Source organism: Streptomyces azureus, from assembly GCF_001270025.1.
Taxonomy (GTDB): Bacteria; Actinomycetota; Actinomycetes; order Streptomycetales; family Streptomycetaceae; genus Streptomyces; species Streptomyces azureus.
Genome location: NZ_DF968347.1, coordinates 1 through 22218 on the forward strand (window position 1 = coordinate 1; position 22218 = coordinate 22218).

Consider the following 22218-nt stretch of genomic DNA (forward strand, 5'->3'; position numbering starts at 1 on the left):
GTACCCCGCGGGCACCTCCTCGTGCATCACGAACGCTCTGAGGGCCCCGGCGCGTGCCGGGGCCCTCAGAGCGGATGCGAAGCCGTCGGTCTCAGCGAGAGCCGTCGGGTCTCAGATGGTCGCGGTGTCGATCACGAACCGGTAGCGCACGTCACTGGCGACCACCCGCTCGTAGGCCTCGTTGATCTCGTCACCGCGGATCAGCTCGATCTCGGCGCCGAGGCCGTGCTCGGCGCAGAAGTCCAGCATCTCCTGGGTCTCCGCGATGCCGCCGATCATGGAGCCGGCGAGAGTCTTGCCGCCGCCGATCACCGAGAAGAGGTTGAGGGCGATGGGCTCCTCGGGGGCGCCGACGTTGGCCAGCGTGCCCTCGGTCTTCAGCAGCGAGAGGTAGGCGCCGAAGTCCAGCGGCGCCGAGACCGTGGAGACGATCAGGTCGAAGGTGCCGGCCAGCTCCTCGAAGGTCTTCGGGTCGCTGGTGGCGTAGTAGTGGTCCGCGCCCAGCTTCAGGCCGTCCTCCCGCTTGCGCAGGGACTGCGACAGCACGGTCACCTCGGCGCCCAGCGCGTGCGCGATCTTCACGCCCATGTGGCCGAGGCCGCCCAGGCCGACGATCGCGACCTTCCTGCCGGGACCGGCGCCGAAGCGCTTGAGCGGGGAGTAGAGGGTGATGCCGGCGCACAGCAGCGGCGCGGCGACGTCGAGGGAGAGGCCGTCGGGGATGCGGACGACGAAGTTCTCGTCGACGACGACCTTCTGCGAGTAGCCACCGTAGGTGGGCTCGCCGTCCTTGCCTATGCCGTTGTACGTCGGGACGTTGCCCTTGACGCAGTACTGCTCGCGTCCGGCCTTGCAGTTCTCGCACTCACGGCAGGAGTCGACCATGCAGCCGACGCCGACGCGGTCGCCGACGGCGAACTTCGTGACGCCCGGACCGACCTCGGAGACGACACCGGCGATCTCGTGGCCGGGGACCATCGGGAAGATCGCCTCGCCCCAGCCCTCCCGGGCCTGGTGGATGTCCGAGTGGCAGATACCGGCGAACTTGATGTCGATCAGGACGTCGAACTCGCCGACCTCGCGGCGCTCGATGGTGGTGCGCTCCAGCGGAGCCTTGGGCGCGGGGGCGGCGTACGCAGCAACAGTGGTCATGCCGGGGGTTCTCCTAGCAGGTTCCGTGCCCGGCTGCCTTCTGATGTTCCGACCGGGCACGATCACCACCGTGCCAAACCCGCGCGTGTTTACCCAGACCACGCTTTTGCGTACGCACAGCGTGCGTACCACTGGCGGGGTCAGGCTCGTGTGCGTACGACCGTGAATACTGGAAGGCATGGACGAACAGCCCGAACCCGTACAGGAGCCCGCACCTCAGACCGGCGGGGGCCTGGACCGGCGTGCCGAGCTCAGCGAGTTCCTGCGCACCCGGCGTGCCCGGCTGAAGCCGGAGGACGTGGGGCTGCCCGACTTCGGGCGGCGTCGGGTGCCGGGGCTGCGCCGTGAGGAGCTGGCTCAGTTGGCCGGGGTGTCCGTGGCGTACTACACACGGCTGGAGCAGGGCAACGGGCGCAACGTCTCGGCGGAGGTGCTGGACGCGATCGCGCGTGCCCTGCGGCTGACCGGCGCCGAGCACGCCCACCTGATGCACCTGGCGAAGCCGAAGCAGCACAAGAAGAAGCAGGCGGCGCGGGCCCAGCAGGTACGGCCGGCGCTGCGGCACCTGCTGGACTCGATCGACACCGTCCCGGCGTACGTCGTCGGGCGCCGCTCGGACATCCTGGCCTGGAACCGGATGGCCGCGGCCCTCTTCGGCGACTGGGCGGAGCTGCCGGCGCCCGAGCGGAACTGGGCGCGGCTGGTGTTCCTCAGGCCCGACTACCGCGAGCTGTTCGTCGAGTGGGACCAGAAGGCGTCCGACATCGTCGGCTACCTGCGCATGGACGCGGGCTGCCATCCGGACGACCCGCGGCTGTCCGCCCTGGTGGGCGAGCTCTCCGTGAAGAGCGAGGAGTTCCGCCGGCTGTGGGCCGCGCACGACGTCAAGGAGAAGAGCTACGGCGTCAAGCGGATGCGGCACCCACTCGTCGGCGACCTGACCCTGTCCTTCGAGACGTTCCGCCTGGTCGACGACGCCGAGCAGTCCCTGCTCACGTACCACGCGGAACCGGGCTCCGCGTCGGCGGAGGCGCTGCGGCTGCTGGCGAGCTGGGGGGCGGACGCGGCTCGGGCGGGGACCGGTACGCCGGCTCAGTGAACGCGAGTGGCCCGCCGGGAGCCGAGGCTCCCGGCGGGCCACTCACTGACAGGCACTACAGCTCACCCTGTGGGCGAGCCCTGCGGCGCAGGGCGGCTCACTTGCCGTAGTAGGCGTTGTAGATCGAGACCGTCGACTTGTTGCCCTTCTTGTCGGCGATCTTGGCGTGGAAGGAGATGGCCTTCCCCTTCGCCGGGTTCTTGACGGTGATCTTGCCGTTCTTGACGTCGAGCTTCTTCCAGGTCTTGCCGTAGTCGTACGACACGTACACCGACAGCGACTTCAGGTTGCTGCCCTTGGCCGCGCCCTCGACGGTGACCGGGATCGACACCTTCTTGTCTGCCTCGACGCGGCTGTCCAGGCCGGTCTTGGCGTGGAAGCGGGCCGTGGAGGCGGGCAGCTTCACGCGCGTGTCACCGGACGGCTTCTTGGAACGGAAGGTCCAGCTGGCGTCGATGCGGGTGGAGGCCGCCGCGACCTTGACGCTGCGCTTGACCGACGTCGTCAGCTTGTACTCGGCGGCGGCAGACGGGACCTTGAACTCCTCACCGAACAACGGGTCGGCGTTGGAGCCGACCTTGGTGCCATTGCGGTAGAGGTTCGTTGCGACCGACGTGAAGTCGGATGAGCCGGCGTGTCCGGCGCCGTCGGCGAACAGCGGCAGCGAGCCGTAGAGGGCGTTGCCTTCGCGGAAGATGCCAAAGTCCGCGTTCAGGCGCGGGCCGAAGACCGCCGTGTTGAAGGTCTTCGTGTACTTCTGGCCCGCCTTGAACGTCTGCGGGTCACCGAGCGTGTAACCGGCCTCGGGGATCGGGTTGCCGTCCGCGTCCTTGCCCTTGTATTGCGTGAAGTCGAACGTCCACTTGATCTTGTCCGACGTCGAGAGGTACATCGTGCGCGCGCTCGGAAGCTTCTGCTCAACCGGGAGGCCGAAGACGACGTCCTCGGGGAACATGCCTACGGTGAACAGTTCGCCGGTCTTGCCGGACGCAGCCGCACCCATGTTGTTCTTCACGGTGGCGAGTTCGCTCGCCTTGAAGTGCCGGACCTTACCGCCCTGGATCTTGTTCACCTTGGCGGTAGTGGCCACGTCGTACTCGGCGTTGTCACCCTTGGTCCACTGGCCGTTCCAGGTCTGGCTCAGTCCGGAGACCTCCGGGCCCAGGTGGGCCATGCGCAGGTCGGCGAACGAGCCGAGGCCGACGCTGACTCCGACACCGATGTCCGCCGTGTCGTACATGTAGCCGATCATGGCGGACAGCTGCTTGGCCTTCGCGTCCGGAACCGTGATGTCGGCCGCGTTCGTCTTGCGGGCGTCGATCGTCACCGTCGTGTTCTTGGTGACGGCCAGCTTCGGCTGGACCAGCCAGTCGATGCCGCCCTCGAATGTCTCGATGTTCTTGACGACCCACGCGTCCATCAGGTAGGTGCCCTTGGGCAGGCGCATGGTGGTCGTGCCCGTAGCGGTGACCGGCACAGAGTAGCCGCGGTTCTTGGCCAAGCCGGTGTAGCCCGTGAGCCCGGTGTTGTAGCGGTCCGTCGGCTGCCCGTCCCTGCCGATGTGCTTGACGGTGACGTCGTACGACTCGACCTCGCGCTGCACCGCGGCGGCCGTGCGGACGGTCTGGCCGCCGCCCGTCGCCGTCACGTACGACGAGTAGGCGCCGTCGACCGTGCCGCCCAGCTTGGTGTTCACGGTGAACGGGACGGAGGCCTTGCCACCGGCCGGGACGGTCACCGAGGTGGCGCCGAGCTTGAAGAAGCCGGCCGGGGCGGCCTGGCCCTTGGGGTTGGTGGCGGTCGACGTCAGCTTCAGCGTGACGTCCTTCGTACCGAGGTTGCGGTACGTCAGTTCCTTGGTGACCGGCTTGTCGTCGGTGTGCGGCCACTGCTGGACGCCGAAGCTCACCGACGAGGGGTTGGCGATCACGGACTGCTTGATGGCCTTGTCGACCTGGATACGGCCCGAACCCTGCTGGAACGGCGTGTACTTGCCGCCCTTGGTGGAGCCGGTGAGGGCGCCCTTCAGCTCGGGGTACTTCCACTCCGGGTGCTGCTGCTTCAGCAGCGCCGCGGCGCCCGCGACGTGCGGGGTCGCCATCGACGTACCGGAGATCGTCATGTAGCCGGCCGGCTTCTCGCCGACCTCGGCGGCTATCTGGTTGCCCGGGGCGGAGGCCGCGGTGATGTCCACGCCGGGCGCGGTCACGTCGGGCTTGAGGGCGCCGTCCATGCCGGGGCCGCGGCTGGAGAAGTCGGCCAGCACGTCCTTGTCGTCGACCGCGCCGACGGTCAGGGCCGCGGCGGCGCTGCCCGGGGAGCCGATGGTCTGCTCGCCGAAGCCGCCCTCGTTGCCGGCCGCGATGGCGAACAGGATGCCCTTCTCCTCGGACAGCTTGTTCACCGCCGCTTCCAGCGGGTCGATCGCGGGCGTGTCGCTGCCGCCCAGGCTCATGTTGACGACGTCGGCGCCCTCCGCGGCGGCCCACTCGATGCCGGCGAGGACCTCGGAGTCGCTGCCGTAGCCGCCGTCGTCGAGCACCTTGCCGTTGATGATCTTCGCGCCGGGCGCGACGCCCTTGTACTTGCCGCCGGACTTCGCGCCGGTACCGGCCGCGATGGACGCGACGTGCGTGCCGTGGCCGACCTTGTCGGTCGTGTCGGGCGAGGTGGTGAAGTTCTTGGCGCCGATCACCTGGCCCTTGAGGTCGGCGTGCGTGGCGTCCACACCGGTGTCGAGGACGGCGATCTTCACGCCCTTGCCGTCGTAACCGGCCGCCCATGCCTTGGGGGCGCCGATCTGCGGGACGGACTTGTCGAGGCTGGCCTTGCGGACGCCGTCGAGCCAGACGTGCGCGATGCCGGAGGCGGTCTTGTCGCCGTTGGTGACCGCGTCCCACAGCTCGGGCGCGTCCTCCTGCGGCGTCTGAACGGCGTCCGCGTTCACGGTCTTCAGAGAGTGGCTCAGCCGGCCCGCGTCGCGCACGTCGGCCTTGGTGGCCGCGGCGCTGCCCTGGTAGCCGACGATGACCTTCAGGCCCTTCTTCTGGGCCTTGCGGGTCGCGGACTTGTTGAGCTCGGTGACGTCGAAGAGCCGCTGGTCGAGCTTGCCGGTGGCGACCAGGCGGGCCGCGTCGGCCGGGATCACGAGCGTGTGGCCGTCGAGCTTGCGGACCTGGACGGGAATGTCCTCGCGTCCCTTGGCCCGCTCCAGGCCGACGACACGGCCCTTGGCGTCCAGGACGACCCGGTCACCGGTGATCAGCGTGATGCGGTGCTTGGCGGTGACCGACGCCTGCTTCGCGGCTGCGGTCGTCTGCTCGCCGTTCGCCGACGCCGGGCTGGTCATACCCGCCGCCAGGGCCACGGCTGCCGCTGTGGCGACCGTGGCCGCGCACGCCCTTTTCACTTGTCTGCGCAAGTTTCCCCCTTGCAGAAGTACCGGGCGAATTCCCCGTTCACCCGGTCGGGGGCGGTCTCGTACGCATGGGCGTACACCCCCCGGAACACGCAGTATGCCGACGGGTGATCAGGCACTCAATAGTTGAGAGGAAGGTAAGAAATCCGTGGGCAGGCTGTTACACAGCTGCCGGAACTCCGTTACAGGCAAGGCGATTGCGCACGCGTGTTTTTCTTGACACAAGAAGCGGGGAGAAAACGGAAGCCGCCGCTCACCCCGGAATCGGGGCGGGCGGCTGCTCTCTTACGTGAAGCTACGGAGTCGTCAGACCGCCGAACCGGCCTTCCAGTCGGCCCAGCTCATGTTCCATCCGTTGAGCCCGTTGTCCGGCGCGATGGTCTTGTCGCCGGTGTTCTCGACGATCACCACGTCACCGATCATCGAGTTGTTGTAGAACCACGCGCCCGGGGTGTTCGGGTCGTCGGCGCCCTTCGCGTCCTGGAGGCCGACGCAGCCGTGGCTCGTGTTCACGTTGCCGAAGATGGACTTCGCGCCCCAGTAGTTGCCGTGGATGAAGGTGCCGGAGCTGGACAGGCGGATGGCGTGCGGCACGTCCTTGATGTCGTACTCGCCCTTGCCGTCGTCGTCCGTGAAGCCCACGGTCGCGCCGTTCATGCGCGTCTCCTTGAACTTCTCGGACATCACCATGATGCCCTCGTAGGTCTTGTTCTCCGGCGAGCCGGCGGAGATCGGGATCGTCCGGACGACCTTGCCGTCCTGCGTGATCTTCATCTGCTTGGTCTTCGCGTCGACGTACGAGACCTGGTTGCGGCCGACCTTGAACGTGACCGTCTTCTGCTGGACGCCGTAGACGCCCTCGGCACCCTCGACACCGTCGAGCGCGAGCTTCAGCGTGACGGTGGAGCCTTCCTTCCAGTAGTCCTCGGGGCGGCAGTCCATGCGGTTGGCGTTGAACCAGTGGCAGGCGACCTCCTGGCCGCTGGTCGTGCTGACCTTGACGCCCTTCTGGACGGCGGCCTTGTTGGTGATCGCCTTGTCGAAGTTGATCGAGACCGGCATACCGACGCCCACGGTGGTGCCGTCGTCCGGGGTGAAGTTGCCGATGAAGCTGTTGGCCGGGGAGACCGTGGTGAACGAGGCGTTCTCGTGGGCGACGCGGCCCTCGGAGTCCTTCGCCTCCGCCGCCAGCTTGTAGGTGGTGGAGCGCTCCAGCTGCGTGCTGGGCTTCCAGCTGGTCTTGTCGGCGGATATCTGGCCGCTGACCTCCGCGCCGTCGGGCGTCGTCATCTTGACGCTCGTGAGCGTGCCCTTGCTCACGGTGACGGCGGCGGAGTTGTTGATGGAGGCGTTGTCGGAGCCGTCCTCGGGCGTGATCTTGATCTGGGCCTGGGACGCCTTCTTGGCCGCGGCCTCGTCGACCTTCGACTGGGAGCTGTCGCCGCCGTCGCCCCCGGAGGCGCTGTCACCGCCGCCGGAACAGGCCGAGAGCATCAGCACTCCGCCGAGCAGTGCGGACGCGACCGTCAGGCCCTTGCGCCGCTTACTGACCGTCATCACACGCTTCTCCATCGTTGCCGATTTCCCCAAAACCCCGAGTGTCCCCGTCAAAGTCCCAAGTGCCCCCGTCAGGACTCGCGAGTCCTCGTCGAGAACTTTCAACGCTACGACCGGTTCGTCCGGTTCCCCATGTCGCGCACGTGTGGGGATCACCACGTCCGCGCCCGTCCGCGGCGAACGGGCGCGGACGGTGCGATGAGGCCGGTGCGCCGCTTGAGACGCAGTGACCCCGGACGACGGTTGCCGCCCGGGGTCACTATTTTCCCAAGTGCCTCAGCCGTCACTGTCGTCGTCGACATCATCCTCGTCGAGGTCCCACTCCGGCGAATCGGGGTCGTAGTCGATCCGCTCGCTGCTCCAGGAGGCCTGCTGGAGCTCCACCCCCGGCACCTGGCTGACCAGGTCGAACGGATCCACTAGGTACGCGAGGGCCTCGGCGGTGTCTTCCGTCACAGCGCCCTCGGCGTGGGCCCGCTCCGTCGCCGGCATCCCACCGTCGTCGGCGATCCGGCGCAGCGCGGCCTTGGTGATCCCGTCCGGGTCCTCAACCTCAAGAACGAGTTCCACCCGAAGCCGGACAAAACGTGATGTCTCTGGAGTGCTCATGGCGCGAGCGTACGTCGAAGACCTCCCGTGACTTTCCCGTGACCCGCGACTTTCACTAACATCGCCCCACACGGCCAATTCGCCAGCACCACAAGGGGATCGATATTCCGTGTCATCCGCTCGCCGTCCGTTGCTGACCGCCACTGCCGCGGCGTCCCTGCTGGGCGCCCTGTGGTTCGTCCCGTCCGCCAACGCGACGTCCGACTCCCCGGTGAGAGACGCGGTCGCGGCGAGCCCGTCGCCGCAGGTCGCGGAGCAGGCGCGGATCGCGGCCACGACCGCGGGCGACTCCGTCACCGGCACCGGCACCCGCCTCGCCGACACGGGCAGCTTCGACAGCACGCCGTACGTCCTCGGCGGCACGCTCTTCCTCACACTGGGCGCGGGATTCGTCGCGTACTCGGTCCGCCGGGAACGGCTCGGCTTCTGACGTCACACGGCCGGGTTCCCGCCGCGCGGCAGGAACCCGGCCGGCCTTCTCTCTACCGAAGTGCCGTCTACTGAAGCGTGCCGGTGACCGTCTCCACCGCGGCCAGCAGCCGCCCGTCGCGCACGAAGGCGTCCGCCGCGGCCAGGTCGGGCGCCAGGAACCGGTCCGGTCCCGGACCCTGAACTCCCGCTTCCCGCAGGGCGTCGATGACCGCCCGCGTCGCGGGGGCCGGCATCAGCCCCTCGCGCAGTTCGATCGCGCGCGTGGCGGCGTACAGCTCGACGGCCAGGACCCGGGTGAGGTTGTCGACGGCCGTGCGCAGCTTGCGCGCCGCGGACCAGCCCATCGAGACGTGGTCCTCCTGCATGGCGGAGGACGGGATCGAGTCGGCGGACGCCGGTACGGCGAGCCGCTTCAGCTCGCTCACCAGCGCGGCCTGGGTGTACTGAGCGATCATCAGGCCCGAGTCCACACCGGCGTCGTCGGCGAGGAACGGCGGCAGGCCGTGACTGCGGTTCTTGTCGAGCAGCCGGTCGGTGCGCCGCTCGGCGATGGAGCCGAGGTCCGCGACGGCAATGGCGAGGAAGTCCAGGACGTACGCCACGGGCGCCCCGTGGAAGTTGCCGTTGGATTCCACGCGCCCGTCGGGCAGCACCACCGGGTTGTCCACCGCGGAGGCCAGCTCGCGGTCGGCGACCAGCCGGGCGTGCGCCACGGTGTCCCGCCCGGCCCCGGCGACCTGCGGGGCGCAGCGCACCGAGTAGGCGTCCTGGACGCGCGGCGCGTCGTCCTGGTGATGGCCGGTCAGCCCCGAACCCTTCAGCACGGCCGCCATGTTGGCGGCACTGGCGGCCTGCCCCGGGTGCGGCCGGATGGCGTGTAGCTCGGGGGCGAGGACCTTGTCGGTGCCGAGCAGGGCCTCCAGGGACAGGGCGGCCGTGACGTCGGCGGACCGGTAGAGCGTGTCCAGGTCGGCCAGAGCCATGATCAGCATGCCGAGCATGCCGTCGGTGCCGTTGAGGAGGGCGAGGCCTTCCTTCTCGCGCAGTTCGACCGGCTGGATGCCGTGCGCGGCGAGGAGTTCGGCGGCCGGGCGTACGACGCCGTCGGGACCCTCGGCGTCCCCCTCCCCCATGAGCGTGAGCGCACAGTGGGACAGCGGCGCGAGATCGCCGGAGCAGCCGAGGGAGCCGTACTCGTGCACGACCGGGGTGATACCGGCGTTGAGGAGGTCGGCCATGGTCTGCGCGACCTCGGGCCGTACGCCGGTGTGCCCGGAGCAGACGGTCTTCAGCCGCAGGAACATCAGGGCGCGTACGACGTCCCGTTCCACCCTCGGCCCCATGCCGGCGGCGTGCGAGCGGACGATGTTGCGCTGGAGCTGTGCGCGCAGCTCCGGGCTGATGTGCCGGGTCGCCAGGGCTCCGAAGCCGGTGCTCACGCCGTACACGGGCTCGGGCTTGGCCGCCAGCGCGTCCACGATCTCGCGGGCCGCTCCGAGGGCGGCCACCGCCTCCTCGGAGAGCTGGACGCGGGCGCCGCCGCGCGCCACGGCGAGCACGTCGGACGCGGTCACTCCGGACGTCCTCACCACCACAGTGTGCATATCCATATTCAGGAGCGTACGCAGTGAATTCGATGATGTCACCACTGGGGACCGGGTTCACCCCTTACCGATACGTCACAGCACACCACGGCCCCGCTCACCACCGGACCCGGTCACCGCTCGCCACCGGCCGCTCGCTACGGCGCGTGCCGCCCCCGGAACCGCCGGCGCTCACCGTCGGCCTCCCTGGACGGCTCGTCCGCGAGCCGCACGACGGGATCGTCGGGCCCGGCCCGCCCGGCGACGACCGGCCGCGTGGCCCGCTCGGCCTTCGCCCGGTACTGGGCGGCGTCGGCGAGCCGGAACAGCCGCCGAGCCGAGGGCACGGGCCCGATCGGATCCTCGGTGGAGGCGACCCCGCAGGCCACACCGTCCCCTAGCTCCAACTCCGCCGCCCGGCGACACAGTTCACTTGCCGCCTTCACAACCTGGTCGGCGGGCGGCCCGACCGCGAGCAGACAGAACTCGTCCCCGCCGAGCCGTGCCGCCAGGGCCCCGGGCAGCATGGCCCCGCACAGCGACAGCACGGAGCCGAAACGCTCCAGGAGCCGGTCGCCGGCGGCGTGCCCGTGGGTGTCGTTGACCCGCTTGAGCCCGTTCAGATCGCAGACGACGAGGCTGACGACGGCTCCGTCCCTGCGGTGCCGCTCGATCGCCTGCTCCAGGCGTACGTCCACGGCACGACGGTTGGCCAGTCCCGTCAGCGCGTCGGTGAACGCGAGCCGCCGGGCCTCCTCCAGCCGCTCGGCCTGGGCGATACCGGCGGCGACGACGGCGGCCAGCACGGTGGCGAAATCGGCGTCGGCCCGCTCGAAGACGGGCTCCCCGACCGGCCGGGCGACATACAGCTCGCCCCAGGCCCGGCCGTGCAGCACGATGGGCGCGACCACACAGCAGCCGCGGCCACGGCGGCGCAGGGCGGCGACGCGCTGATGGCAGTACCCGGGACGCCGCCCGGCGGCGGGCCCCTCGGCGGTCTCCACCCAGGCGTCCGGCTCCCCGCCTCCGGCCCACTTCTCGTGCAGGAACTCCGTGATCTCCGCGAACTGGTGCACCGGATAGGACTCGTCCTCCGGGAACTCCTCTTCCCCCTCGGCCAGCTCACCGACGTTCACGAGGACCTTCAGCCGCCCGAGCTCCCGCTCCCACACCGACAGCGCGGCAAAGCTCCCGCCCAGCGCCCGGCACGCCCCGGCAGCCGCCGCACGCCACGCCTCACGCGACCCGTGCGCGGCCGCCATCCCCTGAGCCAACGCGACGACAGCCACGAGCCGTCTGTCCTCACCCATCACCCCAGGCTAGGCAGTTTCCAGCCATTTGGTTCTGTTGACGGCGCGAACGGGGAGACCCGGCTGCGGGCAGTCATGCCGCTGAGGGCGATGGGGGTCCCCCTGCTCGAGCGAAGCCGAGAGCCTGGGGGAGGGTGGGCGCAGCGACACCCCGCCACGCCGGGCCGCGGCCCCGCCCCGCCCCGCCCCGCCCCGCCCCAGCGACAACGCCGAGCACCGGACAACCGATCTTCAGTTCACTCCCCGGGCCACTCCGGCCGCCGCTTCTCATTGAACGCAGCCACCCCCTCCGCGCGATCCCCCGAAAACGCCACTGCCCGCCAGGCCGCATCCTCCACCTCGAGCCCAGCCCGCAGATCCAACCCCTGCCCCAGCCGCAACGCCCGCTTCGCCGCCCGCAACCCCACAGGCGAGTTCCCGGCGATCCGAGCAGCCAGCGCCAACGCCGACTCCCGATCCCGCCCCTCCTCCACCACCTGATCGACCAGCCCCAACTCCCCCGCCTCGGCAGCCTCCACCCGCCGCGCCGAGAAGATCAGCTCAGCCGCCCGCGCCGCCCCCACCCGCCGCGGCAGCAACTGCGTACCTCCACCCCCGGGAATCACCCCGACCGACACTTCCGGCAACCCCACCACCGCCGTCCGGTCCGCCACGATCACGTCACACGCCAACGCCAGCTCGAACCCACCGCCCAGCGCGAACCCGTGCACCGCCGCCACCGTCGGCACCGGCAGTTCCAGCACCCCCGTGTACGCCCCCCGCGCCACCGGCCGCTGCCGCACCAGCTCCGCATCGCTGAACGAGTTCCGCTCCTTCAGATCGGCCCCGACACAGAACGCCCGCTCATGCGTCGATGTCAGTACGACCACGCGCACGTCCCGGTCCTCCCCCAGCGCCGCACACGCCCCGGCGATGGACCGCGCCATCTCCGTCGACACCGCGTTCATGGCCTTGGGCCGGTCGAGGACGAGCTCCGCGACATGCCCCTGCTCGTGCCGCCGCACGAGCACGAACTCCCCGAACCGTTCCTCACTCATGACACCCTCCGGTTAACGCGGGTTAACAACATCGCCGCTCCGATCATCGCAGCCCCACCCCACGCGCGAAAGAGCGGACGCGTCCGGTTCCCGCACCACCACCCCGCCCACCCGTTCGAGTGACATGACCCCAACTCCGGTCCGATCGCCCATGGGAGCGCATAGCGTGCATCCGCCACGGCGCACTGGGGGCGCGTGCGTACCGGGGAGGGACCATGACGACGAGGAACACGCCGGCGAAGCCGCAGCGGGACACCGGAGCACCGGCACCCCGCCGGCCGGAAACGGCCACGCCCTGCGAACGGGCCAGACCCCACGAACCGACCCCGACGGAAACCGACCCCTTCTCACCCCGCGCCCGAGGCCGGCACCGCAAACCCCGCCCCCGCAAGGCCCTGCTCGCCGCCGGCGTCCTCGCCCTGGCAGCCGGCGCCCTGAGCCTCGTACGCCTGACCTCCGGCCCCGGCGCCGACAGCGTCGGCACCGTCGAGGCCGAGCCCCGCCCGGACCCGGTCACGACCGGCACGGACGAGGCCACGAACACCGCCGCCACCGCCCCCGCCGCCCCGGAGGCGAGCCCGTCGTCACCCGCCGCCCTGGGCGGCCAGAACCCGTCGCCCGGCACCCGCGGCCCGGCCGCCGCCTCGCCCGCTCCGTCCACGTACACGGCCGTGTCCACCGACACCCGAGGGCTACCTACGGCCGTGACTCCCCGGCCCACGGCCGTCCGCGGCACGACGAACCCTCCGGCACCGCCGGCCACGGGCAAGGGCAAGGCCCCACGCCCGGCCCGGACCCCGCCGTCACCGCCGAACCGGACCGCACCCGCCCCGGCTCCCGAGCCCGAGGAGCCGAAGGAACCGGAGGACCCGGGAATGTGCGTGCCGGTCATCGGCCTGTGCGTGGACTCACCGGACTGAGAGCCCGGTCGGAAAGCCCCGGTCGCCCCCGTCAGCCGCCGTCCCGCCGCGTGAGCAGCCACGGCTCCACGACGCCCAGCCCACGCACCGGCCGCTGCCACATCGGCTGCAACGCGAACCGGTACGTCGGCGGCTCCTCGCCCTCCTTCTCAGCCGCCGCGGCCTCCTCGGCCGCCTCCGCCTCCGAGGACGGGGCGTCCTGCGTGCGGACCAGCTCTTCGGCGAAGGCCGTGTCGACGAGCACGGCGTCCTTCGGAGCTATCGAGGTGAGCCGGGAGGCCAGGTTCACTGTCGTACCGAAGACATCACCCATACGGGTGGTCACCGTGCCGAACGCCATGCCGACGCGCAGCTCCGGCATCGTCTCGTCGTGCGCCATGGTCTCGATCAGGCGCAGGGCGATCTCGGCAGCCGTGCCCGCGTCGTCGGCGGCGTACAGCACCTCGTCGCCGAGGGTCTTGATCAGCCGGCCGCCGTTCGCGGCGACCAGGTCGGCGGCGGTGGTCTCGAAGGCCTCGACCAGCTCGCCGAGCTCCTCCTCCTCCATCCGGCGCGTCAGCCGCGTGAACCCGACGAGATCGGCGAAGCCGACCGCGAGCCGCCGGTCCACCATCTCCTCGTCGTCCGCGGCCTGCACGACGCGTCCGGCCGAGGCGGCGAGCTGCCGCCGCCAGACGTAGACCAGGAACTCCTCCAGCTCGGGCAGGAGCAGCTCGACGATCGGGTACGTCACCTCGGTGCGCGTCATGCCCGGCTCGGGCGGCTCGGTCAGCCCTTCCAGGAAGGAGTCGATCTGCCACTCGGCGAGCCGCGCGGTGGTCTGCCCGGTGGACCGGGCCACCTGGACGGCCATGGCCTCGCTCAGCAGCCCCGCCTCGACGAGACCGGCGAGGCGTCGCAGGGCGAGTACGTCCGCCTCCGTGAGGGCCTTGGCCTGCCCGATGTCGGCGAAGCCCATGGCCCGCCAGAAGCGGGAGGCCAGTTCCATGGAGACGCCGGCGCTGCGGGCCGCCTGGAACGGGGTGTAGCGGCGCTCGGCGCCCAGGATGAGCCCTTCGAGGCGCAGGGCGAGCGGATCCTCGCCGGAGTCGGCGCCCTGCGCGTCCTCGCCGGAACCCGAGTCGTCGACGGTCACGCGTGCTGCCCTTCCGATCTGTCACGGTCATGTATCGACCGGCCTCAACTCTACGGCAGGTGTGCGCCAGCTCACTCCGTCAGGTTCAGCCGGGGGATGAGGTGCCCCGCGCTCCCATGACACTCGGCGTAGCCCCACCGCCCCCAGGGGGCTCCGCCTGCTGGACCCCGATCGGCCTGAACGGCCCCCTCCTCAATCGCCGGACGGGCTGATGGTGCCGGCCGGCGCTGCGAAGGCCGGGGCTGCCGTGATCCGCGGGCATTCGTGCCGCCCAGGGCGGCACGGGTGGGCGCGGACGGCACCCCGCAGCCCCGGGCCGTGCAACGCCCCGCCCCCAGCCCTCACGCCGAGCACCTGTCAAGCGGGCCGCAAATGGACGATGTCCCCGGCACCGACCGGCTCCTGCACCCCCTCCCCCGTAGCCAGCACCAGCCGCCCGTCCCCGTCCACCGCAACCGCTTCCCCCACCACTGCCCGATCCCCCGGCAACTCCGCCCGCACTTCCCTGCCGAGCGTCGCGCACCCCGCCGCATACGCCTCCTGCAACCCGCAGACACCCGCGTCACCCCCGGCCGCACGCCACTTCCCGTACCACTCCTCCAGCGACCGCAGCACCCCCCGCAGCAACGGATCCCGATCCGTACTCACGGCCCCGGCCATCCCGAGCGACCCCGCCGTAGGCACCGGCAGCTCGTTCTCCTTCAGCGTGACGTTGATGCCGACCCCGATGACGACCCCGCCGTCACCCGCCCGCTCCGCCAGAATCCCCCCGGCCTTGCGTTCCTCGCCCCGCACGGTGACCAGCAGGTCGTTCGGCCACTTCAGCGCCGTGTCGACGCCCGCCGCCCGCGACAGCCCCGTCGCCACCGCGACACCCGTGAGCAGGGGCAGCCACCCCCACCGCTCCACCGGCACCTCGCTCGGAGTGAGCAGCACGGAGAAGAACAGGCCGGAGCGGGGAGGCGCCGTCCACTGCCGGTCGAGACGCCCGCGGCCGGCCGTCTGCTCCTCGGCGACGAGCACGGCGCCCTCGGCGGCCCTGCCCTCGGCCGCCCGGGCCACCAGGTCGGAGTTCGTGGAGCCGGTGCGCTGCACCACGTCCACCTCGGACCACAGCGCGCCCTCGTGCACCAGACCCCGGCGCAGGGCGGTGATGTTGAGGGGCGGACGGTCCAGGTCCGACCAACGGCTACCGTTCGGCTCTGATGCATCTCGCGGCGTCATGCAAGCCACCCTAGGTGTGGTAAACGCCGCACTGCCGATGCGGAGGCACCCCACTAGTCTACGGATGAGTAACCGTCCCCCCTTTTGAGCAGGCAGGGAGCCACATCCCGATGTCCGAGCCGGAAGAGTTGCAGCAGCCTGACATTCACACGACCGCGGGCAAGCTCGCGGATCTCCAGCGCCGCATCGAAGAAGCGACGCACGCCGGCTCCACACGCGCCGTCGAGAAGCAGCACGCCAAGGGCAAGCTGACGGCCCGTGAGCGGATCGAGCTCCTGCTCGACGAGGGTTCCTTCGTCGAACTCGACGAGTTCGCCCGGCACCGTTCCACCAACTTCGGCCTCGACAAGAACCGGCCGTACGGGGACGGGGTCGTCACCGGTTACGGCACCGTCGACGGCCGCCCCGTCGCCGTGTTCTCCCAGGACTTCACCGTCTTCGGCGGGGCCCTCGGCGAGGTCTACGGCCAGAAGATCGTCAAGGTCATGGACTTCGCCCTGAAGACCGGCTGCCCGGTCATCGGCATCAACGACTCCGGCGGCGCCCGGATCCAGGAGGGTGTCGCCTCCCTCGGTGCCTACGGCGAGATCTTCCGCCGCAACACCCACGCGTCGGGTGTCATCCCGCAGATCAGCCTGGTCGTCGGCCCTTGTGCGGGCGGGGCCGTCTACTCCCCCGCCATCACCGACTTCACGGTCATGGTCGACCAGACGTCGCACATGTTCATCACCGGGCCCGACGTCATCAAGACCGTCACCGGCGAGGACGTCGGCTTCGAGGAGCTGGGCGGAGCCAGGACCCACAACTCGACGTCCGGCGTCGCCCACCACATGGCGGGCGACGAGAAGGACGCCATCGAGTACATCAAGCAGCTGCTGTCGTACCTGCCGTCCAACAACCTCTCCGAACCGCCGGCCTTCCCCGAGGAGGCCGACCTCGAGGTCACCGACGAGGACCGCGAGCTGGACGTGATCGTCCCGGACAGCGCGAACCAGCCCTACGACATGCACGCGGTGATCGAGCACGTCCTCGACGACGCCGAGTTCTTCGAGACGCAGCCGCTGTACGCGCCGAACATCGTCACCGGCTTCGGCCGGGTCGAGGGCCGGCCGGTCGGCATCGTCGCCAACCAGCCGATGCAGTTCGCCGGGTGCCTGGACATCAAGGCCAGCGAGAAGGCGGCCCGCTTCGTGCGGACCTGCGACGCCTTCAACGTCCCGGTCATCACCTTCGTCGACGTCCCCGGCTTCCTGCCCGGCGTCGACCAGGAGCACGACGGCATCATCCGGCGCGGCGCCAAGCTGATCTACGCCTACGCCGAGGCGACCGTCCCGCTCATCACCGTCATCACCCGCAAGGCCTTCGGCGGCGCCTACGACGTCATGGGATCCAAGCACCTGGGTGCCGACCTCAACCTCGCCTGGCCCACCGCCCAGATCGCCGTCATGGGCGCCCAGGGCGCGGTCAACATCCTGCACCGCCGCACGATCGCCGAGGCCGAGGCGAGCGGCGAGAACCCCGAAAACGCCGAGGCGGTCCGGGCCCGGCTGATCCAGGAGTACGAGGACGCCCTTCTCAACCCCTACGTCGCGGCCGAGCGCGGCTACATCGACGCGGTGATCATGCCGTCCGACACCCGCAGGCACGTCGTACGGGGTCTGCGTCAACTGCGGACGAAGCGGGAATCCCTGCCTCCGAAGAAGCACGGCAACATCCCCCTCTAGACCGGCGAGCCCAGGAGACGCACATGACGATCAAGGTCGTACGGGGCAACCCGACCCCCGAGGAGCTGGCCGCCGCCCTGGCGGTGGTCAGGGCCCGCGCCGCGGCGGCAGCCGCAACGCCGCCCGGCGCGCCGGCCACCCGCGACTCCTGGTCCGACCCGTCCCGCATCGCGGCTCACCGCCTGCCCCAGCCGGGGCCGGCGGCATGGGGTCGCACGTACTGGCCGGGCTGACCCGTAGGGGTGGGGGCCGGACAAGTTGAGTACTCGTACTCAGGCGCCGCCCCCACCCCCCGTCCGACCATGGAAGGCATGCTGTGGTCCGACCCCGAGAACGAGCCGCCGAAAGAGCTGCGGGACACGCAGGACATGCTTCGGCGGCTGGGCGTTTTCATGGCGTTGGCCATGGTGCTGGCGATGATCGTGATCGGCGTGAGGTGAGCGCGACAGGTGACGCCGATACGCTGAACGCATGACAGATCAGCCGCGCCGCCGACTCGTCCTCGCCTCCCAGTCCCCCGCCCGGCTCGGGCTGCTCCGCCAGGCCGGTTTCGCCCCCGAGGTGATCGTGAGCGGCGTCGACGAGGACGCCGTCACCGCTCCCACCCCCGCCGAGCTGGCGCTCGCCCTGGCCGAGGCCAAGGCCTCCGTCGTGGCGGCCCGGCCGGAGGCCAAGGGCGCGCTCGTGATCGGCTGCGACTCGGTGCTCGACCTGGACGGCCAGGCCCTCGGCAAGCCCGAGGACGCCGAGGAGGCCACCGCCCGCTGGAAGGCGATGCGCGGACGTGCCGGAACCCTCCAGACCGGCCACTGCGTCTACGACACGCTCTCCGGCCGCTACACCTCCGCCACCGCGTCCACCGTCGTCCACTTCGGCGAGCCCACGGACGAGGAGATCGCCGCCTACGTCGCCTCCGGCGAACCCCTCTACGTCGCCGGGGCGTTCACGCTGGACGGCCGCTCGGCCCCGTTCATCGACGGCATCGACGGCGACCACGGCAACGTGATCGGCATCAGCCTGCCCCTCGTACGGCGGCTGCTCGCCGAACTGGGTGTCGGCATCACGGAGTTGTGGGCGCCGGCGGAGAAGTGACCGGGGCCCCGCCGCCGCCCGCCCCTTCCTGGGGCACGGCGTCGGCGGGCTCGGCCGCACGGTCGTACGTCATCAGCAGCAGCACGATCAGGCCGAGCACCAGCATCATGAACAGGAACGCGGGCCAGCCGACGAGTCCCCAGGTGAACGCGCCGAGCAGCCCGTGCACCACCGCCGCGCTGATCAGCAGCACCCGCCCGAGGCCCGCCGGGGGCCGCTCCCGCAGCGCCACCAGCAGAGCGACCAGGCCGCACAGCGCGAAGTAGAGGCCGAAGGCGATCCCGCCGATCTTCGACGACACGGACATCATGTGCGGGTCGAGTCCGGCAAGGGACATGTCCTGCCGGTCGACGACGACACCGAGGAACCAGTTCAGCGCGGCGATGCCGAACGCCTCGGCGAACAGCACCACCGCCACGACCCACGCCACCGGCCTGCGCGCCACCGGGCCCACCCACTTACCCCTAGTACGTTCGGGACATCGCGAGGCTACTAACCGGTAAACCCTGGGACAAGGGTTCTGCCCAGGGCAAAGAATCATTGGGCCATTCGTAGGGACTCCACAAAGAAACCGAGTGGCCCGCAGCACGTGATAACAGAGACCTTGGCCACAGGGGCGGGCTAGGGTTTGCCGGAGGAGTACTGCGTATCGCGGTGCGACAAGGGATTTCGCGGGTCGAGCGAGCCTCGCATCACGCTCCGTGTGGGCAAGCTCACCACTGGGGACGGGTCGAAGTGTCGTGTCGGCAGTCCCTAAACTCGGCTTGTTTCAAGGAGGGAGCCTCATCGTGCGCAAGGTGCTCATCGCCAACCGTGGCGAAATCGCTGTCCGCGTGGCCCGGGCCTGCCGGGATGCCGGCATCAAGAGCGTGGCCGTCTACGCCGACCCCGACCGGGACGCTCTGCATGTCCGCGCCGCGGATGAGGCGTTCGCCCTGGGCGGTGACACGCCGGGCACCAGCTACCTCGACATCGAGAAGGTGCTGAACGCCGCGCGCGAGTCGGGCGCGGACGCGATCCACCCCGGCTACGGCTTCCTCTCCGAGAACGCGGAGTTCGCGCAGGCGGTCCTGGACGCGGGCCTGATCTGGATCGGCCCGCCCCCGCAGGCGATCCGCGACCTGGGCGACAAGGTCGCCGCCCGGCACATCGCCCAGCGCGCGGGCGCCCCGCTGGTGGCGGGCACGCCCGACCCGGTGTCCGGTGCGGAGGAGGTCGTCGCCTTCGCCGAGCAGCACGGTCTGCCGATCGCCATCAAGGCGGCGTTCGGCGGCGGCGGCCGCGGCCTGAAGGTCGCGCGCACGCTGGAAGAGGTCCCGGAGCTGTACGACTCGGCCGTGCGCGAGGCCGTGGCGGCCTTCGGCCGGGGCGAGTGCTTCGTCGAGCGCTACCTCGACAAGCCCCGCCACGTGGAGACCCAGTGCCTCGCCGACCAGCACGGCAACGTGGTCGTGGTCTCCACGCGTGACTGCTCTCTCCAGCGCCGGCACCAGAAGCTGGTCGAGGAGGCGCCCGCGCCCTTCCTGTCCGACGCGCAGGTGGAGCAGCTGTACTCGGCCTCGAAGGCGATCCTGAAGGAGGCCGGCTACGTCGGCGCCGGCACGGTCGAGTTCCTCGTCGGCAACGACGGCACGATCTCCTTCCTGGAGGTCAACACCCGTCTCCAGGTGGAGCACCCGGTCACCGAGGAGGTCGCCGGCATCGACCTCGTCCGCGAGATGTTCCGCATCGCCGACGGCGAGGAGCTCGGCTACGGCGACCCGGCGCTGCGGGGACACTCCTTCGAGTTCCGCATCAACGGCGAGGACCCGGGCCGCAACTTCCTGCCGGCTCCCGGCACGGTCACGACGTTCGCCCCGCCGTCCGGCCCGGGCGTGCGGCTGGACGCGGGTGTGGAGTCCGGGTCGGTCATCGGCCCGGCGTGGGACTCCCTGCTGGCCAAGCTGATCGTCACCGGCCGCACGCGCAAGGAGGCACTGGAGCGGGCCGCCCGTGCCCTGGAGGAGTTCCAGGTCGAGGGCATGGCGACGGCGATCCCGTTCCACCGTGCGGTGGTGCAGGACCCGGCGTTCGCGCCTGAGGTGCACGGTCAGGACGGGCCGTTCACGGTCCACACCCGCTGGATCGAGACGGAGTTCGTCAACGAGATCAAGCCCTTCGCGGCGGCCGCGGACGCCTTGGACGCGGACGAGGAGCCGGGTCGCGAGACGGTGGTCGTCGAGGTCGGCGGCAAGCGCCTGGAGGTCTCCCTCCCGGCGTCCCTGGGCATGTCCCTGGCCCGCACGGGCCTCGCGGCCGGGGCCAAGCCCAAGCGCCGCGCGGCGAAGAAGTCGGGCCCCGTCGCCTCCGGCGACACCCTCGCCTCCCCGATGCAGGGCACCATCGTCAAGATCGCGGTGGAGGAGGGCCAGGAGGTCAAGGAGGGCGACCTGGTCGTCGTCCTCGAGGCCATGAAGATGGAGCAGCCGCTGAACGCGCACAAGTCCGGCACGGTCAAGGGCCTCAGCGCGGACATCGGCGCGTCGGTCACCTCCGGCGCGGCGATCTGCGAGATCAAGGACTGAGCGAACCGGACAACGCCTACGGCGCGGCCCCGGCTCGGGGCCGCGCCGGTGGTGTCTCCGCTCGGCCGCGGGCAGTCGTGGCCGCCCTAGCCGCAGGCCACCGCGCCACCCTGGCCGCGGGCACCCGTACCACCCTGGCCGCGGGCAATCGTGCCGCTGAGGGCGGCACGGGTGGGCGCAGCGGCACCCCGCACCGCCGGGTTGCGCGACGCCCCGGCCTCAGCAGCCGCTGGCGGCACCTTTCCACGCCGGGCTGCGGACCCACACCGCCCCGGCAACAACACCGAGCACCTGGCAACCCGCAGTGACTCAGCCGACCCGTCGGGTCAACGCCGCCGCAGATCCGCAACCCTGGCCCGCTCCGCCCCAGGACTCTGCTCCCCGAGCATCGTGGCCGACCGTAACCCACTCCCCGCCCCTGGCGCCTGCCTCCGCGGCCCGGGCAACGGCACATCCCGGCGCTGCTGACGCGCCGGGACGGCATCACCCCCGGGGCTTCCCGCCCCCGCCGAACCCCCCGGCGCCCCCGCGACAGCGATCTGCACTCCCTGATCGGCAAGCGCCTGAAGCTCCGTCGCCGCACGGTCGTCATGAGCGGGCGGTTCGTCCGTGACAAGGCGGGTGATGAGATCCGTCGGCACGGTCTGGAACATCGTGTCCGTCCCGAGCTTGGTGTGGTCGGCGAGGACCACGACCTCCGCGGCCGCCTGCACCAGCGCCCGGTCGACCGACGCCGACAGCATGTTGGACGTGGACAGCCCGCGCTCCGCGGTCAGACCGCTCCCGGACAGGAACGCCCGCGACACCCGCAGCCCGTGCAGGGACTGCTCGGCACCGCTGCCGACCAGGGCGTAGTTCGAGCCGCGGAGCGTACCGCCGGTCATCACGACCTCGACCCGGTTGGCGTGGGCCAACGCCTGTGCGACCAGCAGTGAGTTGGTGACGACGGTCAGCCCGGGGACCCGGGCGAGCCGGCGCGCCAGCTCCTGGGTCGTCGTACCCGCCCCGACCACGATCGCCTCGCCCTCCTCCACGAAACTCGCGGCGAGGTCGGCGATGGCGGTCTTCTCGGCGGTCGCGAGATGAGACTTCTGCGGAAAGCCGGACTCCCGCGTGAAACCGCCCGGCAGTACCGCACCGCCATGCCGGCGGTCGAGGAGTCCTTCTGCCTCCAGCGCGCGCACGTCCCGCCGTACGGTCACTTCGGAGGTCTGGACGACGCGGGCGAGCTCACGGAGCGACACGGCCCCGTTCGCTCGCACCATTTCGAGGATCAATTGGCGACGTTCTGCAGCGAACACGAAACTGACAGTAACGCCAGCGACCGTCTGCTTTCAGCAGTTTGCGCTGAATAGCAGAAGA

Annotated in this window: 19 protein-coding genes; 8 read left to right on the top strand and 11 right to left on the bottom strand. The window is 70.6% G+C overall.

All coding sequences use genetic code 11. The features are described 5' to 3' along the window. Positions 1-111 precede the first annotated feature (111 nt). Positions 112-1152 carry an NAD(P)-dependent alcohol dehydrogenase gene (locus tag AOQ53_RS26855; protein ID WP_059421142.1) on the bottom strand — a complete coding sequence of 347 codons (1041 nt, stop codon included), beginning with the start codon at positions 1150-1152 and terminating at the stop codon, positions 112-114. 178 nt (positions 1153-1330) lie between these two features. On the opposite strand from AOQ53_RS26855, the gene AOQ53_RS26860 reads away from it, so the two are divergent. Continuing rightward, positions 1331-2251, top strand: coding sequence for a helix-turn-helix transcriptional regulator (locus AOQ53_RS26860; protein ID WP_059421143.1), 921 nt, complete (start codon positions 1331-1333; stop codon positions 2249-2251). A 97-nt stretch (positions 2252-2348) separates the two neighbouring features. On the opposite strand, the gene AOQ53_RS26865 is transcribed toward AOQ53_RS26860, so the two are convergent. The 3 genes from AOQ53_RS26865 to AOQ53_RS26875 all read right to left on the bottom strand — a co-directional run bounded on the left by AOQ53_RS26865 (position 2349) and on the right by AOQ53_RS26875 (position 7835). Beyond that, on the bottom strand, positions 2349-5672 hold the full coding sequence (locus AOQ53_RS26865) for a S8 family peptidase (protein WP_059421144.1): 3324 nt from the start codon (positions 5670-5672) through the stop codon (positions 2349-2351). 303 nt (positions 5673-5975) lie between these two features. Continuing rightward, the gene (locus AOQ53_RS26870; protein WP_059421166.1) at positions 5976-7226 is read right to left on the bottom strand and encodes a L,D-transpeptidase; all 1251 of its coding nucleotides are present in this window, start codon (positions 7224-7226) and stop codon (positions 5976-5978) included. Positions 7227-7502: 276 nt separating this feature from the next. After that, on the bottom strand, positions 7503-7835 hold the full coding sequence (locus AOQ53_RS26875) for a hypothetical protein (protein ID WP_059421145.1): 333 nt from the start codon (positions 7833-7835) through the stop codon (positions 7503-7505). A 109-nt stretch (positions 7836-7944) separates the two neighbouring features. Between AOQ53_RS26875 and AOQ53_RS26880 the strand changes: the two genes are divergently transcribed. After that, the gene (locus AOQ53_RS26880) at positions 7945-8265 is read left to right on the top strand and encodes a hypothetical protein (RefSeq protein WP_236711831.1); all 321 of its coding nucleotides are present in this window, start codon (positions 7945-7947) and stop codon (positions 8263-8265) included. Between the two features lie 67 nt (positions 8266-8332). On the opposite strand, the gene hutH is transcribed toward AOQ53_RS26880, so the two are convergent. The 3 genes from hutH to AOQ53_RS26895 form a co-directional block, all read right to left on the bottom strand. Further along, positions 8333-9871: a histidine ammonia-lyase gene (gene hutH, locus AOQ53_RS26885; RefSeq protein WP_059421148.1), complete on the bottom strand. Its 1539-nt coding sequence runs from the start codon at positions 9869-9871 to the stop codon at positions 8333-8335. 137 nt (positions 9872-10008) lie between these two features. Further along, positions 10009-11160, bottom strand: coding sequence for a GGDEF domain-containing protein (locus AOQ53_RS26890; protein ID WP_059421149.1), 1152 nt, complete (start codon positions 11158-11160; stop codon positions 10009-10011). A gap of 236 nt (positions 11161-11396) precedes the next feature. Beyond that, entirely contained in the window at positions 11397-12197 is an 801-nt protein-coding gene (locus tag AOQ53_RS26895) for an enoyl-CoA hydratase/isomerase family protein (RefSeq protein ID WP_059421151.1), read from the bottom strand. Positions 12198-12412: 215 nt separating this feature from the next. Here AOQ53_RS26895 and AOQ53_RS26900 point away from each other — a divergent pair, with 215 nt between their 5' ends. Continuing rightward, positions 12413-13117, top strand: coding sequence for a hypothetical protein (locus tag AOQ53_RS26900; protein ID WP_236711832.1), 705 nt, complete (start codon positions 12413-12415; stop codon positions 13115-13117). Positions 13118-13148: 31 nt separating this feature from the next. On the opposite strand, the gene AOQ53_RS26905 is transcribed toward AOQ53_RS26900, so the two are convergent. Continuing rightward, on the bottom strand, positions 13149-14252 hold the full coding sequence (locus AOQ53_RS26905; protein WP_059421153.1) for an adenylate/guanylate cyclase domain-containing protein: 1104 nt from the start codon (positions 14250-14252) through the stop codon (positions 13149-13151). A gap of 357 nt (positions 14253-14609) precedes the next feature. Continuing rightward, entirely contained in the window at positions 14610-15476 is an 867-nt protein-coding gene (locus tag AOQ53_RS26910) for a biotin--[acetyl-CoA-carboxylase] ligase (RefSeq protein WP_059421154.1), read from the bottom strand. Between the two features lie 110 nt (positions 15477-15586). Between AOQ53_RS26910 and AOQ53_RS26915 the strand changes: the two genes are divergently transcribed. The 4 genes from AOQ53_RS26915 to AOQ53_RS26925 all read left to right on the top strand — a co-directional run bounded on the left by AOQ53_RS26915 (position 15587) and on the right by AOQ53_RS26925 (position 18292). Then, a complete protein-coding gene (locus tag AOQ53_RS26915; protein ID WP_059421155.1) occupies positions 15587-17200 on the top strand; it encodes an acyl-CoA carboxylase subunit beta in 1614 nt (537 codons plus the stop codon). A gap of 23 nt (positions 17201-17223) precedes the next feature. Then, a complete protein-coding gene (locus AOQ53_RS26920; protein ID WP_031132777.1) occupies positions 17224-17433 on the top strand; it encodes an acyl-CoA carboxylase epsilon subunit in 210 nt (69 codons plus the stop codon). A gap of 78 nt (positions 17434-17511) precedes the next feature. Then, positions 17512-17640: a morphogenic membrane protein MmpB gene (mmpB, locus tag AOQ53_RS47465; protein WP_086605520.1), complete on the top strand. Its 129-nt coding sequence runs from the start codon at positions 17512-17514 to the stop codon at positions 17638-17640. 31 nt (positions 17641-17671) lie between these two features. After that, a complete protein-coding gene (locus tag AOQ53_RS26925) occupies positions 17672-18292 on the top strand; it encodes a Maf family protein (protein ID WP_059421157.1) in 621 nt (206 codons plus the stop codon). On the opposite strand, the gene AOQ53_RS26930 is transcribed toward AOQ53_RS26925, so the two are convergent. Beyond that, on the bottom strand, positions 18261-18737 hold the full coding sequence (locus AOQ53_RS26930) for a hypothetical protein (protein ID WP_059421168.1): 477 nt from the start codon (positions 18735-18737) through the stop codon (positions 18261-18263). The genes AOQ53_RS26925 and AOQ53_RS26930 overlap by 32 nt on opposite strands. 343 nt (positions 18738-19080) lie before the next feature. Here AOQ53_RS26930 and AOQ53_RS26935 point away from each other — a divergent pair, with 343 nt between their 5' ends. Next, positions 19081-20856, top strand: coding sequence for an acetyl/propionyl/methylcrotonyl-CoA carboxylase subunit alpha (locus AOQ53_RS26935; protein ID WP_059421158.1), 1776 nt, complete (start codon positions 19081-19083; stop codon positions 20854-20856). 326 nt (positions 20857-21182) lie between these two features. Here the strand turns inward: AOQ53_RS26935 and AOQ53_RS26940 are convergent, their stop codons facing one another. Further along, positions 21183-22157, bottom strand: coding sequence for a DeoR/GlpR family DNA-binding transcription regulator (locus AOQ53_RS26940; RefSeq protein ID WP_078945527.1), 975 nt, complete (start codon positions 22155-22157; stop codon positions 21183-21185). Positions 22158-22218 lie beyond the last annotated feature (61 nt).